Raw genomic sequence first — 13436 nt, forward strand, 5'->3', positions numbered from 1 at the left:
AAAGGAACTATCAGTGCGTAAGGCGTTGTCGGGCTTCGTTTCCAAATCCGCGTCCCCCTTCAAAACGATCATGATCCTCGCCATGGCGATGAGCTTCGTCGTCGCGGACGCGGCTTCATCCATGGCGGCCAAGTCGGCGGCCATCGTCATCGATGCCAAGACCGGCAAGGTGCTTTATTCGTCGGATGCCGATGGCCGGCGCTATCCGGCTTCGCTTACCAAGATGATGACGCTCTATCTGACGTTCGAGGCGTTGGCGAAGGGCAGGATCAGCAAGAATTCCCCGGTCGTGTTCTCGGCCAATGCCGCTGCCGAACCGCCGACGAAGCTCGGCGTCAAGCGGGGCGGCTCGGTCACGGTCGAGACCGCGATCCTGTCGATGGTGACCAAATCGGCAAACGATTCCGCAACGGCGCTTGGCGAGATGCTTGGCGGCAATGAAGCCAATTTCGCCCGCATGATGACCGCCAAGGCGCGGGCGCTGGGCATGAGGGGAACCGTTTTCCGCAACGCCAACGGCTTGCCTGATCCCGGCCAGTTCACGACCGCGCGCGACATGGCGATGCTCGGCATCGCCCTGAGAGAGCATTTCCCGCAATATTACGGCTATTTCTCGCAGCGCTCCTTTCTTTACGGGCGGCAGCGCATCAACGGCCACAATCGTCTGCTCGGACGCATCAAGGGCGTCGACGGCATCAAGACCGGTTACACCCGCGCCTCCGGTTACAATCTGGTCTCCTCGGTCTCGGATGGCGATCGGCGCATCGTAGCGGTGGTCATGGGCGGCAGGTCCGGCGGCAGCCGCGACAGCCAGATGGCCGGGTTGATCAATGCCTACATGCCGCAGGCGTCGTCGCGCGGCGGCGGCGTGCTGATTGCCAAGGCCGGCGGCGGCAATCCGATTTCAGCCTTGGCCAAGGTGCTTCTACCGAAGCATGACGCGCCGACACCGGACAGTAAGCCGGACGACGATGCCGTTGCCTCTCTTGTCGAGGAAAATGCGCCCGTCGTTGAAGAGACCGCTCCGGTCGTTCAGGCCAAGAGGGTCAAGACGACGGCTGTGTCGACGGTGGACGACGTGGCGACAGCCCGGGTCGCCGCAGCCTATGCCGAACCGGCGGCAGAGGTCGATCCGGTCAGCACGGCGTCGGTGCCATCCGGCTGGGCAATACAGGTCGCCTCTTCGCCAAAACAGGCCGAAGCGAAGGCTTTCCTCGACAAGGCGACGAAGCAGGCGCCCTCCGTTCTGACCGATGCCTCCGGTTTCACCGTCGCCTTCGACAAGGACGGTGTCACCTACTACCGCGCCCGGTTCGGTGGTTTCGGTTCGAAGACGGCTGCCTGGAAAGCCTGCAACGCTTTGAAAAAGAAGAAGATCGAGTGCTACGCCGTCCAGCAGTAAGCGGCGCGCGAAACGATATCTTTCCCGAAGTTCTGCGTCGAAGGAGACTAGTTGTGATTGGAGAGCAAGACGTCCTTGGCTTCATTGATCCGCGCCGCCAGGAAAGACGTGCCACCGATATCGGGGTGCAGGCGCTGCATCAGGCGGCGGTGCGCCTTGCGGACATCCGCCGCGGCAGCCCCCGCTTCAAGACCAAGGATCTTGTAGGCCTCCTCCTTAGTCATGGCGCCAGAACCTGGCGCAACACCCAGCCCTTCGCCACCATTCGCATCAGCGTCTTTGCGCCAGATGGGAAATCTGCCGTCAAGATACGTCTCTAGCAATTGGCGGCTCTCCGGATCGCCGGAGAGTTCGCGATAGAGTTGCTGCAATTCGGCAAGCCCCATCGAGCCAAGCATCTTGCCTTCATGGCGCCCAGCCAGCACAAGGCCCTCGAGGCCGCCGGTATCGTGATCGAGTTCCATCTCAAGCGCCGCCGTACGAACTGTGGAACGCTTGCCTGGTGTCAGTTTTGCCGCCGGCCGATTCATGCGCATGGAGCCGTACCAGGCGAGCGCAGCCGACAGGATCAAGCCGCCGATGCCCTCGCGCCCGACCAGCAGCACGGCGACGCCGACCAGCCCGAGCAGCACAGGTCCAAGCGTCCTCATGCCGCCTGCAAGCTTCGCCGGATCGGCGCGCAGGAAGACAGTGACCGTGCCGAGAAACACCAGAAGCAATGCTACGAAAGCGATAATCGCGCCCATCAGTTTCCGCCGCCCCGCATATGCTCGATCATCAGCCGATCCTCCGGCCTGCCCCGGGCCTCCAGTGCTTTCAGCCCGCCGGTCGCAAACACGGCGACAGACGAAAGCAGGCCGGCCAACGTCGCGGCAGCCCGCCGATCGAACCGGAACCAGGCCCCTTTCGACAGCCGCGCAATTTCCTTGAACGCCTTTTCCGCAGCGGCATCATGGCCCTCCTGAAAGACGAAGACAGGAACGCCGTGCAGACCGAGGCTGCCGGCCTTTTCGGCCAGATCATCTATGTTTTCTTCCATCGCGTCGCCGATATAGACCAGCGCGTTGACCTTGGCCGCCGCCGTCTGTTTCAGCGCATGGGCGAGCACCTTGCCGATCTGGGTATGGCCGCTGCGGCAGTCGATGCGCGTCATCAGCTGTTTCAGAGCTTCGGTATCGGTGACGAATGCGGACGAGCGGCACTCGCCAAGGCCGCGAAAATAGACAAGTTGAACCTTGAGCGCCCCGGCCTTGCCGACGGCGTCGAACATCTCGGCCTGCAGCGCACAGGCGAGATCCCAGGTCGGCTGGCGGCTCATCGTCGCGTCGAGGGACAGGATCAGCCTACCTGAACCGGTGGCGGATGCAGCGAGCGTCCTTGCCTGACGGAGAAACGCGTCGATCTCGCCGGTGCTCGATTGAGACTCGACCGGCGCAGGATTGGCCTTTGCAGACACGGGCTGCTTCTTGTCGCTCATGACATTCAAGATGTGGCGTTGTTCCCCGGCTTGCAAGCCCAGATGAGGCGACCTGGAGGACCGGTGATGATGGCACCTGCGGACAACGCTTCGGCTGGTGGTCTTGGCGTTGCGTTTCTTGGCGTCAGAGCAGGCCGAGATCGGCAAGCTCACGCCTGAGCTTCGGCGGCATCTCGATCAGCCCGGCTTTGCCCTTGCCGAGATCGGCCGGCGCGTCCGCCGGCTTCAGGTAGCGCCACCCCTGGAATGCACGGCGCGGTTGCCAGTCAGTGCGCACGACCTCGGGATCGAGGATCAGATGGCAACGGCCGATGCCCTCGTCATCGGTGAAGGGCCGGATTTCGGTGATCAGCTGGCGGCATTGGACATTGCCCTTGATCACCCAGTAGAGCGAGCCGCCGCCGGTAATCTCGGCGCCACGCGTCGGCACCATGCGGGTGGTGTGGTAGTGCTCGGCCGGTTCGCCGGCGCGGCGCGGCTCGTCGAGACGGAAGGCAATCCACTCTTCCAGATCCTCGACGCTGTCACAGCCGACGCAAAGCTTTATGAGATTGAGAGACATCGTTTAAGGTTTAGTCCAGCACGCGAACGCGTCAACGGCCTGATCGACTTCTCCACAGTGGTGGTCCAGGCCGCCAGATTGGCGCTCAGCACTCCACGACATTGACTGCCAATCCGCCAAGGCTGGTTTCCTTGTACTTTTCGTTCATGTCGAGGCCGGTCTGGCGCATCGTCTCGATCGCGGCATCGAGCGGCACGAAATGAACGCCGTCGCCCTTGATGGCCAGCGAAGCGGCGGTCACCGCCTTGACGGCACCAAGCGCGTTGCGCTCGATACACGGCACCTGCACCAGCCCGCCGACCGGATCGCAGGTCATGCCGAGATGATGTTCCAGCGCGATCTCGGCAGCATTCTCGACCTGCTCGGGCGTGCCGCCCATGACGGCGCACAATCCCGCCGCAGCCATTGCCGAAGCCGAACCGACCTCGCCTTGGCAGCCGACTTCCGCCCCCGAGATCGAAGCATTGGTTTTGATGATGCCGCCGACGGCCGCCGCCGTCAGCAGGAAATCGCGGATGCTGGGCTGGTCGGCTTCGGGATGGAAATGCAACCAGTAGCGCAGCACTGCGGGCAGAGTGCCGGCCGCCCCATTGGTTGGCGCGGTGACGACACGGCCGCCGGCAGCGTTCTCCTCATTGACCGCCATCGCATAGATCGACAGCCAGTCGTTGGCGAGCAGCGGGTTGGGCCGGTTCTGCTGCCATTGCTCCTGCAGCTTGTCGTGCAGCATCCGGGCACGGCGGCGCACCTTGAGTCCGCCCGGCATGATGCCGTCTTGCGACAGGCCGCGCTCGATGCAGCCCTTCATGGCGCTCCAGATGCCGTCGAGGCCGGCGTCGAGCTCCCCGCGCGACATCTGCGTCTCCTCGTTGACGCGCTTCATCTCGGCAATGGAAAGCCCGCTTTTCGCTGCCATGGACAGCATTTCGACGGCGTTCTTGAACGGATATGGAACCTTCTTGCCTTCGGTTGTCGCCGAGCCCCTCGCCTTCATCCGCTGCAATTCTTCCTCAGAAACGACAAAGCCGCCGCCGATCGAATAGTAGACGCGCCTCAGCAGCAACCGGTCGCCGGCATCATAGGCAGAGAAGGCCATGCCGTTGGCGTGACCCGGCAGTGGCGTCTTGCGATCCAGCACAAGATCCGTTGCCGGGTCGAAACGGTAGGACGAATGGCCGGGCGGCGAAATCCGCTTCTCGGCGGCGATGCGAGCGACGATGCCGTCTGCTAGGTCGGGATCCACCGTCTGCGGCGTCTGGCCGGCGAGGCCGAGCACCACGGCACGATCGGAGCCATGGCCGATGCCGGTATAGGCGAGCGAGCCATGCAGGCTGGCCGCGATCCGGTCGACCTTGGCGCCGGCCGGGCGCGGCCAGTCGTCTCCCGCAATCTCGTCGAGAAACCGCCGCGCGGCCGTCATCGGCCCCATCGTGTGCGAACTCGATGGGCCGATGCCGATCTTGAACAAGTCGAAAACCGAAAGGAACACGTGGGCGTTTTCTCCTGGGACCCTGTTGAGGTCTACATATAGGAATTCCCATGATGTTTTCCGCTGTTTTAAAGACCGCCGCGCTGCGCCTGCCGACCTCGTTTGCTCCGGCAGCGACATTCCAGCTTCGACCATCGAAGCGCCCCCTCCGCCTGTGGTAAAAGCAACGCATGAGCGATTCCTTTCATCTATCGACGGCCGACCTTGCGGCGCTGGGGTTCTTCCTTACCGCGTGGGTGCTGCATACGCTCGCCGCCGACGGAATGCTGGTCAGCCGCATGTCGCTGACGAGGGCTATGAACGCGCAGCGCGAGGCCTGGATGCGGACCATGGCCGAACGCGAGATCCGCATCGTCGACACCGCTATCATGAGCGGGCTGCAACAGGGGACCGCCTTCTTTGCCTCCAGTTCGCTGATTGCGATCGGCGGCTGTTTTGCCCTGCTCGGCGCCTCCGATCAGGTTCTGACCGTGCTGAGCGACCTGCCGTTTGGCGCCACGTCCTCACGCGCGGCCTTCCAGACGAAGGTGTTCGGGCTGGTGCTGATCCTGGCCTTTTCCTTCTTCAAGTTCGGCTGGGCTTACCGGCTGTTCAACTATTGCTCGATCCTGATCGGCGCCGTGCCGATTCCACATGGCGAGGCGTCGCGCAATCCGGTCACCGAAACGGCGGTGTGGCGTGCCGCGCGCATGAACATGCTGGCCGGAAAGCATTTCAATTCGGGCCTGCGCGGCGTGTTCTTCTCGATCGGCTATCTTGGTTGGTTCGTCGATCCCACCGTCTTCGTGCTATCGACGCTGCTGCTTCTGGCGGTACTGGTGCGCCGCCAGTTTTTCTCGGCGGCGCGGCAGGCGGTGCTCGGTCAGCCGCCCGGTCCGGGGAAAGGCCGATCGATGCGGCCCGACAGCCAATAAGCGGTGAGCCCTATCCATTCGCGGATCGCAACAGTGGTGACCTCCAGCCAGTCGCCGGGATAAGGCAAGGTGCCGATGCTTTCCTTGCCGGAAGTGCGATAGTCGACCGGCCACGGAACGGTCGAAAAACCGGCTTTGTCGAACAGCGCCTTGGCGCGTGGCATGTGGAAGGCCGAGGTCACCAGCAACCAGGTCTCGCCCGGTTTCGGCGTCACCAGTTCCCTGGTAAAGACAGCGTTCTCGTAGGTGTTGCGGGATTTGTTCTCGAGGATCAGCCGATCGGCCGCCACGCCGAAAGCGGCAAAAAAACGCGGCGCGGTATCTGCATCGCCTTCGCCGCCGCGGAACGTTTCGATGCTGCCACCGGAGATAACGACTTTCGCTGTCGGGAACCGCCGCGCCAGCACGGCCGCCTCGACCATCCGGTCGCCGCTGGAGTTCATTTCATAGCCGCCACGCACCAGATTGACGGCGCCATCCAGACTGCCGCCAAGCACTATGATACCGTCAACCTTTTCCGGCAGCGGCGGCCTGGGGAAGCGTTCCTCCAGCCGATTGAGCATCATGGGGCCGAGCGGGCTCCATATCGAAACCGCCAGAATGAGGAAGGCAAGAGCGCTGCCGGCGGTCGCCAACCGTCGCCGCCCGAACATCGCCGCGATCAGCCCCGCCAGCAGCAGGAAGATCGCGAGATTCAACGGCTCGACGAAGAACCCGAGAACCTTGGAGACATAGAAGAACATCCCTCACCCCCTCAAGATGAGAAACGATCCTACCACCATTTTTCCGGCTGAAATGTGCCCGCCGCCTGTTCGATGACATGGGCGGTCTGGAACAGCGTTTCCTCGTCGAAGGGCCGGCCGATCAGCTGCAGGCCGAGCGGCAGCCCCTTGGCGTCGAGCCCGGCTGGAACCGCTATGCCGGGCAAGCCGGCCATGTTCACCGTCACCGTAAAAATGTCGTTGAGATACATCTTGACCGGGTCGGCGGCCATGTCCTCGTCGGCGATGCCGAAGGCAGCGGAAGGCGTTGCCGGCGTCAGGATGACGTCGACGCCTGCTGCGAACACATTTTCGAAATCGCGCTTGATCAGGTTGCGAACTTTCTGCGCCTGCAGATAGTAGGCATCGTAATAGCCGGCGGAAAGCACATAGGTGCCGATCATGATGCGGCGCTTGACCTCACGCCCGAAGCCGGCGGCGCGGGTCTTTTCATACATGTCGACAATGTCCTTGCCGGGCACGCGCAACCCATAGCGGACGCCGTCGTAACGAGCGAGGTTGGACGAGGCTTCGGCCGGCGCCACGATGTAATAGGCCGGCAGCGCATATTTGGTGTGCGGCAGCGAGATATCGACGATCTCGGCACCAGCATCCCGCAGCCAGGCAATGCCTTTCTGCCACAGCGCCTCAATCTCCGCGGGCATGTCGTCGACACGATATTCCTTGGGAATGCCGACCTTCATGCCCCTGATCGGGCGGCCGATCGCCGCCTCGTAGTCCGGCACCGGCAGGTCAACGGACGTCGTGTCCTTCGGGTCGACCGAAGCCATCGACTTCAACAGGATCGCGGCATCGCGCACGTCGCGCGCGATCGGCCCGGCCTGGTCGAGCGACGAGGCGAAGGCTACGATCCCCCAGCGCGAGCAGCGGCCATAGGTCGGCTTGATGCCGACTGTGCCAGTGAAGGCGGCGGGCTGGCGGATCGAGCCGCCGGTATCGGTGGCGGTGGCGCCGGCGCACAGGAAGGCCGAGACCGCTGATGCGGAGCCACCGGACGAACCGCCCGGCACCAGTTGGGCATTGTCCAACGTGCGCGCGGTCCTGGTGCCGCCCGCCGAAACGAAGCCGCCCTCGCCCTGATGCGTCGTCGGCATCACCACCGTGTCGAGGCGCGAACGCCGCCACGGGTTGATGACCGGCCCGTAATACGAGGTCTCGTTGGACGAGCCCATGGCGAACTCGTCCATGTTGAGCTTGCCGAGCATGACGGCGCCATCCGCCCAAAGATTGGCGGTGATAGTCGATTCATAGCGCGGCTTGAAGCCATCCAGCACATGGCTGCAGGCCTGGGTGTGGACACCTTCGGTGCCGAACAAATCCTTGATGCCGAGCGGGATACCCTCGAGCGACTCGCCCTCGCCCTTGGCCAGTTTCGCGTCGGAGGCCTTGGCCATGTCGCGCGCCTTGTCGTCGGTGACCACGACGTAGGCATTGAGCGCCGGATTGGCTCGCTCGACCGCCGATAGATAAGCCTCGGTGATTTCGGTGGCGGTGATCTCCCTGGAGCGCAATTTGGCGCGGGCCTGCGAAATCGTCAGCTGGGTAAGGTCGCTCATCAGGCAAGGCTCTTTTCGTAAAACACCGACCACTCGGAATCGGGATAATCCAGTACCGGGCCGCAACGCGAAAAACCGGCGCGTTCGTAGACGGTCCAGGCGGCGGGATGACGGTCGCCCGTCTCCAGCACCAGACGCTTAAGCCCTTCTTGGCGCGCCAGCGCCTCGATACGCTCGACAATCTTCGCGCCGATCTTGTGGCCGCGATGCGAAGGTCGCGTATACATGCGCTTGACCTCGCCTACGACAGCATCGTGGCGCTTCAGTGCGCCGCAACCGATGGCAAGGCCGTTGTCGCGGGCGATGAAGACGGTCGTGTCGCGGTCCGCCATCTGCTCGACCGTCAAATGGTAGCAATGCTCCGGCGGCGTCAGCTCCAGCAATGTGGCGTTGAGCTCCTCGACCAGCCCACGCACATCGTCCTGCAGCGGCGTCTCCGTGGCGATCTCGATTGCCATCGGCCAGCTACTCCACGACCTTAGGCACAAGGAAGAAATTCTCTTCGGTCGCCGGTGCATTGGCGACGATGTCGGCTGCCTTGCCGCCGTCGGTGACGACGTCCTGGCGCTTTTTCATTGCCATCGGCGTGACCGAGGTCATCGGCTCGACGCCGGAAACATCGACCTCGTTCAACTGCTCGACAAAGCCCAAAATGGCGTTCAATTCGCCGGTCATGCGCTCTGCATCCTCCTCGCTCACCGCAATACGGGCAAGATGCGCGACGCGCTTCACGGTTTTTATATCAACGGACATGTTTGTGCCTCGGGGAAAACCAGCGCTATAGCGGCGCGGCGCGTGCCGCGCAACATGCATCGTGCCTTCAACTGCCCTATGGCATCGCCACGCCGTCGCAGAGGAAATAACTGCCGCCGTTGCCGCTCTGCTCGCCTTCGTCGGCGGCAGGCCGAACCGATACCAAGTCGATCTGCTTCGGGCTCATCTGTGTCAGTGAGAGAACATCGGGAAAGACGTAGCCCGGCTCCTGGCATATAGCGGTCACCGCCCAGCTTGGTGAGCGTGTCGCTTTGGTGATCTGCAGGAATTCACAATTATATTCGATGCTTTCCAGGCCATTTGCCGACAGCACGATATTGCCGCCCTCGATCACCGTCTGCAGCGTATCCTTTTTGGCCTGCGCGCAGAGGTCCTCCGATTGCAGATAGACGCCCTCGATGAAATTTTCCGCGGCCAGCGTCGGCGACGCGGCAACCAGCATGGAAATGCAAAGAGAATTTCTCAAGCGCATCGTATCGTTCCGGACCGGCTTTCTTTACACCGTAATCGTCTCGCCGATCTTCGGCAACGCAACTTTCACACCCGATCCATCCAGCCCGGCCACGAATTTGTCGGCGGTCTGATCGATCATCGGAAATGTGCCGAAGTGAGCGGGAACGACCGTCTCGAACTTGAAGAAACGCTGGCAGGCAAGGGCTGCTACCGCGCCACCCATGGTGAAGCGGTCGCCGATCGGCACGATGCCGATCTTCGGTTCGTGCAACTCGTTGATCAGCGCCATGTCGGAAAAAATGTCGGTGTCGCCCATATGATAAAGCGTCTTGTCCTCGGGAAAGTGCAGGACGAGCCCACCAGGATTGCCGAGATAGGTATTCTGGCCACCCTCGCCCGGAAAGGACGATGAATGCAGAGCCTGAACGAAGGTGGTGGTGAAGCCGCCGCAATCGACGGTGCCGCCGATATTGCCGGGATTGATCTGCTTGTCACCGACGCCCTTGCCGACCAGGTACATGCAAATCTCGAAATTGGCGACCAGCATCGCGCCGCTCTTCTTGAGCACTTCGATGGCGCCGCTGATGTGGTCGCTGTGGCCATGGGTGAGCAACACGTGCGTGATCCCTTCGGCCGGCCCTTCCCAGCCGCCCGTCCATGACGGATTGCCGACCAGATAGGGGTCGATGAGGATTTTCGCGCCTTCGATTTCGATTCGGAATGCCGAATGTCCGTACCAGGTCAGTTTCATCAATGCTTTCCTCGATTTTTGCTTCGGTAGAGGATAGAACGCCGACGGCGAAATTAAAGTGCCGCGCACGCTTTGCGCGTATAGGACGTGCGGCGTCGCGGTCAAAGGAAAAGCCGTTGGGCATCATCACCATCGAGGAGTTGCCGGCCCGGCTTGGCGGCGGCAAGACCCTGGCCGGTCTCGACCTCGGCGACAAGACAATCGGCGTGGCGGTTTCCGACCGCGGCTTGTCGTTCGCCCACCCGCGCCCTGTCATCATGCGCAGGAAATTCTCGCTCGATGCCGCAGTGCTGCTCGCTCTGCTACAGAAGGAAAATGCCGGCGCCGTGGTGATCGGCCTCCCCATCAACATGGACGGCTCCGAAGGCCCGCGCGCCCAAAAATCCCGCGCTTTCGTGCGCAACATGGCTGGATTGACCGATCTGCCCTTCCTCTTTTGGGACGAACGGCTGTCGACGGTGGCGGCCGAGCGGACGCTGATCGAGATGGATTTTTCCCGCAAGAAACGCGCCGGCAAGATCGATTCTGCGGCGGCCGCTTTTATCCTCCAAGGTGTTCTCGACCGGCTTCAGGCGCTCGGCGTCGATGCCTGGTCGAAATAGCGGTTGCGCATCGCCGTGATCCAGCCACCAATCGCCTTGCGGCGGCGAAATGCCCAGAACGCCACCAGCAGCAGCCCATCGAACACGCAAGCTTTCGCCACCATGCCCGGAATAAGCGCCGGATCAACGCCGAGCATCTGTCCATAGAGCTGGAAGACGAGATCGTGTAATTGGCGGCTCAGGATGACATAGCCGAAATTGATGTCGTTGAGCGACAGAAAGAACCAGCCCCAAAACAAGAGGAGCGGAGCCGCCCACAGCGCGAACAAGGTGCGCATCAGCGGTCATCCCTCGAATCCAGCCGGCCGGAAATGCGGGCAAGCGAGGAATTATGCGCCGCTGCCTTGGCCATGACATGCGCGGCCGCTCGGATTTCGCCGGTCCCTGGAACTGCCGCGGCAACGGTCGACCGCCGCTCCGCGAGCATCGCGACATAGGACGCCAGAAGTGCCGCCAATTGCACCGCGACAATCATGAACAGCCCATTGATGCCTTGCGCGGCGCCGCCGATGACGATCAGCGACAGCACGCCCAAGGCGGAAATGAAGGCGATTCGCATGACGCTATCGGCGGGATCCGGGTTGGTCGTGTCGCTGGTCAGTGCTTCAACAAAGGCCCAGCAGAACAGCACCGCGACGACAAGCAGTGCCACGGCGAGCGGCGCCACAACGACGGCGTTTTCGAGATCGGCAAATCGAGTGTTCTGGACGGGAACGCCCAGTACGCCAAGGGCCGTCGCCACGCCTCGATTCCCGTCGATGCAAATGAACGCCAGCAGGGCGAAAACGGCCGCCCAATGCAATGCCAGAAAAGAGCTCAGAATATGCCGCATGACGCTCCTGCTTCGCAGGGCAAAGCCGCTCAAGCTGAACAATCCTTGCCTTAACCATAACACTGGGCTTTGCCACCGGCCGCCGCAATGGAAACCATTCGTTAAGGTTAACGGCCATCCACAGGGTCGCGAGAGCGGCAGCGAATTGGGCGACGGCCCTTAGTTGATCGGCGGGTAGAGCGTATCGATGATCATGCGCGCATCATGGCGGGAATCGATCATGCCATAGGTATTGCGCCACTGGCCGGCGAGGCGCGTTTCGACGAAGGCGTCGGCGATCCGCCCTGCCCCCAGCCTGCGAAGCTCTGCTGCCGCCGCCGACAATGCCAATTGCTCGGTCAAGAGCCGCGCCGAGCCCTCGTCGGTTGCAGCGACCTGCATTGCCGCCTTGAGCACGCCGACGGTGCCGCGTCCGCCGGCGCCGAGATCGCGGTCGATGCCGGCCAGCACGTCATCGAACAGGCCGGGTGCACGCCCCAGCACACGTAGCACGTCGAGCGCCATGACGTTGCCGGATCCCTCCCAGATCGCGTTGACCGGAGCTTCGCGATAGTAGCGGGCGAGCGGCCCCTCCTCGACATAGCCATTGCCGCCGAGGCACTCCATCGCTTCATAGAGCAGCGGCGGCGCAATCTTGCAGACCCAGTATTTGACGACCGGCGTCATGGCGCGGGCGAAGGCCGCCTCGCCGCGGTCGCCGGCCGCCTCGTCGAAGGAGCGCGCCAGCCGGAACGACAGCGCGGTAGCGGCGGCAACGTCGAGCGCCATATCGGCCAGCACACGCTGCATCAGCGGCTGCTCGATCAGATTGGTTCCAAACACCTTGCGGTGCCGCGTGTGGTGGACGGCCTCGGCCAGTCCGGCCCGCATGATCGCCGACGAGGCGACGGCACAGTCGAGCCGCGTCAGGGTCACCATGTCCATGATCGTCTTCACGCCCGCGCCGGGCTCGCCGACCATCTCGCCGATGGCATTGACGAATTCCACCTCCGACGAGGCATTGGATCGGTTGCCGAGCTTGTCCTTCAGCCGTTGAAAACGGAAGCCGTTGCCGGATCCGTCGCCGAGCAGGCGGGGAACGAGAAAGCACGACAGTCCCTCTGGCACCTGTCCGAGCACCAGGAAGGCATCCGACATCGGCGCCGACATGAACCATTTGTGGCCGGTCAGGCGATAAAACCCGCTGCCGGCGCGCTCGGCCCTGGTGACGTTGGCACGGACATCGGTGCCGCCTTGCTTCTCGGTCATGCCCATGCCGAGCGTCAGCCCGGCTTTTTCGACCGGAGGCTTTTGGCTTTGATCGTATTTGCGCGTCGTCACCCGAGGCGCCCATTCGCGAAACAGCTTCGGGCTGGCCATCAGCGCTGCCAGCGAAGCGCTGGTCATGGTGATCGGGCAGAGATGTCCGGTCTCGAGCTCAGCCGTGAGGTAAAAGCGTGCAGCGCGCACCTGGTGGCGGCGGCCGATCTCGGCGTCGCCATTCTCCCAGACCGACGAATGCAGCCCGTTGGCAACAGAGCGGCGCATGAGCGCGTGATAGGCGGGATGGAACTCGACCTGGTCGATGCGCCGGCCCTGGCGGTCATGGGTCCTGAGCTTCGGCATCTCGACATTGGCAAGACGGGCCAGTTCCTGCGCCTCATGGGTCAGAACGAAACGGCCAAGCCCGTCGAGGTCCTTGCGCACCGGATCGGAAAAGCGCTCGGCAAGCTGGATAAGCAACGGATCGCCCCGCCAGGCGTTGCCGCCGGCCAGCGGCGGCGGCTGGTTGGTCACGTCGTCAGTCACGCTTCGTCCTTATCACCTGAAGGCTGCGAATCCAAAGCCAAGGCGGTTTATAGC

The 13436-nt window shown here is 62.8% G+C and carries 16 protein-coding genes; 3 read left to right on the top strand and 13 right to left on the bottom strand.

What is annotated here, in order from left to right:
- The first annotated feature begins 13 nt into the window (after window positions 1-13).
- Window positions 14-1402, top strand: a complete 1389-nt coding sequence (locus tag NKI17_RS20730) for an SPOR domain-containing protein (RefSeq protein WP_352906755.1) — start codon at window positions 14-16, stop codon at window positions 1400-1402.
- A 47-nt stretch (window positions 1403-1449) separates the two neighbouring features.
- On the opposite strand, the gene NKI17_RS20735 is transcribed toward NKI17_RS20730, so the two are convergent.
- The 4 genes from NKI17_RS20735 to NKI17_RS20750 all read right to left on the bottom strand — a co-directional run bounded on the left by NKI17_RS20735 (window position 1450) and on the right by NKI17_RS20750 (window position 4930).
- A complete protein-coding gene (locus NKI17_RS20735; RefSeq protein WP_352906756.1) occupies window positions 1450-2148 on the bottom strand; it encodes a DnaJ domain-containing protein in 699 nt (232 codons plus the stop codon).
- Window positions 2148-2879: a vWA domain-containing protein gene (locus NKI17_RS20740; protein ID WP_352593453.1), complete on the bottom strand. Its 732-nt coding sequence runs from the start codon at window positions 2877-2879 to the stop codon at window positions 2148-2150. The genes NKI17_RS20735 and NKI17_RS20740 overlap by 1 nt, the downstream gene beginning before the upstream one ends.
- 124 nt (window positions 2880-3003) lie before the next feature.
- Window positions 3004-3441, bottom strand: a complete 438-nt coding sequence (locus NKI17_RS20745) for a DUF1489 family protein (protein WP_352697684.1) — start codon at window positions 3439-3441, stop codon at window positions 3004-3006.
- Window positions 3442-3526: 85 nt separating this feature from the next.
- Entirely contained in the window at window positions 3527-4930 is a 1404-nt protein-coding gene (locus NKI17_RS20750; RefSeq protein ID WP_352906757.1) for an L-serine ammonia-lyase, read from the bottom strand.
- A 170-nt stretch (window positions 4931-5100) separates the two neighbouring features.
- Here NKI17_RS20750 and NKI17_RS20755 point away from each other — a divergent pair, with 170 nt between their 5' ends.
- On the top strand, window positions 5101-5844 hold the full coding sequence (locus NKI17_RS20755) for a DUF599 domain-containing protein (protein WP_023674914.1): 744 nt from the start codon (window positions 5101-5103) through the stop codon (window positions 5842-5844).
- Here NKI17_RS20755 and NKI17_RS20760 read toward each other — a convergent pair.
- The 6 genes from NKI17_RS20760 to NKI17_RS20785 form a co-directional block, all read right to left on the bottom strand.
- Complete coding sequence (locus NKI17_RS20760) at window positions 5793-6587, bottom strand: YdcF family protein (protein WP_023674913.1); 795 nt, start codon at window positions 6585-6587, stop codon at window positions 5793-5795. The genes NKI17_RS20755 and NKI17_RS20760 overlap by 52 nt on opposite strands.
- A gap of 29 nt (window positions 6588-6616) precedes the next feature.
- On the bottom strand, window positions 6617-8182 hold the full coding sequence (locus NKI17_RS20765) for an amidase (protein ID WP_352624901.1): 1566 nt from the start codon (window positions 8180-8182) through the stop codon (window positions 6617-6619).
- A complete protein-coding gene (locus tag NKI17_RS20770) occupies window positions 8182-8640 on the bottom strand; it encodes a GNAT family N-acetyltransferase (protein ID WP_352620059.1) in 459 nt (152 codons plus the stop codon). Before NKI17_RS20770 ends, NKI17_RS20765 begins: the two co-directional genes overlap by 1 nt.
- Before the next feature lie 7 nt (window positions 8641-8647).
- Entirely contained in the window at window positions 8648-8935 is a 288-nt protein-coding gene (gene gatC / locus NKI17_RS20775; protein WP_023674910.1) for an Asp-tRNA(Asn)/Glu-tRNA(Gln) amidotransferase subunit GatC, read from the bottom strand.
- A gap of 76 nt (window positions 8936-9011) precedes the next feature.
- Window positions 9012-9428 (bottom strand): hypothetical protein, encoded by a 417-nt coding sequence (locus NKI17_RS20780; protein WP_352471669.1) that lies wholly within the window; start codon window positions 9426-9428, stop codon window positions 9012-9014.
- A gap of 24 nt (window positions 9429-9452) precedes the next feature.
- A complete protein-coding gene (locus NKI17_RS20785; protein WP_352620060.1) occupies window positions 9453-10160 on the bottom strand; it encodes a metal-dependent hydrolase in 708 nt (235 codons plus the stop codon).
- A 116-nt stretch (window positions 10161-10276) separates the two neighbouring features.
- On the opposite strand from NKI17_RS20785, the gene ruvX reads away from it, so the two are divergent.
- Window positions 10277-10762, top strand: coding sequence for a Holliday junction resolvase RuvX (gene ruvX / locus NKI17_RS20790; RefSeq protein ID WP_023674907.1), 486 nt, complete (start codon window positions 10277-10279; stop codon window positions 10760-10762).
- Here the strand turns inward: ruvX and NKI17_RS20795 are convergent.
- From NKI17_RS20795 to NKI17_RS20805, 3 genes are all read right to left on the bottom strand, one after another.
- Entirely contained in the window at window positions 10729-11040 is a 312-nt protein-coding gene (locus tag NKI17_RS20795; RefSeq protein WP_352448794.1) for a DUF6105 family protein, read from the bottom strand. The genes ruvX and NKI17_RS20795 overlap by 34 nt on opposite strands.
- Window positions 11040-11594: a hypothetical protein gene (locus NKI17_RS20800; RefSeq protein WP_352646491.1), complete on the bottom strand. Its 555-nt coding sequence runs from the start codon at window positions 11592-11594 to the stop codon at window positions 11040-11042. Before NKI17_RS20800 ends, NKI17_RS20795 begins: the two co-directional genes overlap by 1 nt.
- 159 nt (window positions 11595-11753) lie before the next feature.
- Window positions 11754-13382, bottom strand: coding sequence for a DNA alkylation response protein (locus NKI17_RS20805; protein ID WP_352455730.1), 1629 nt, complete (start codon window positions 13380-13382; stop codon window positions 11754-11756).
- Window positions 13383-13436 lie beyond the last annotated feature (54 nt).

It is taken from the genome of Mesorhizobium sp. M0816 (genome assembly GCF_040320005.1).
Lineage (GTDB): Bacteria > Pseudomonadota > Alphaproteobacteria > Rhizobiales > Rhizobiaceae > Mesorhizobium.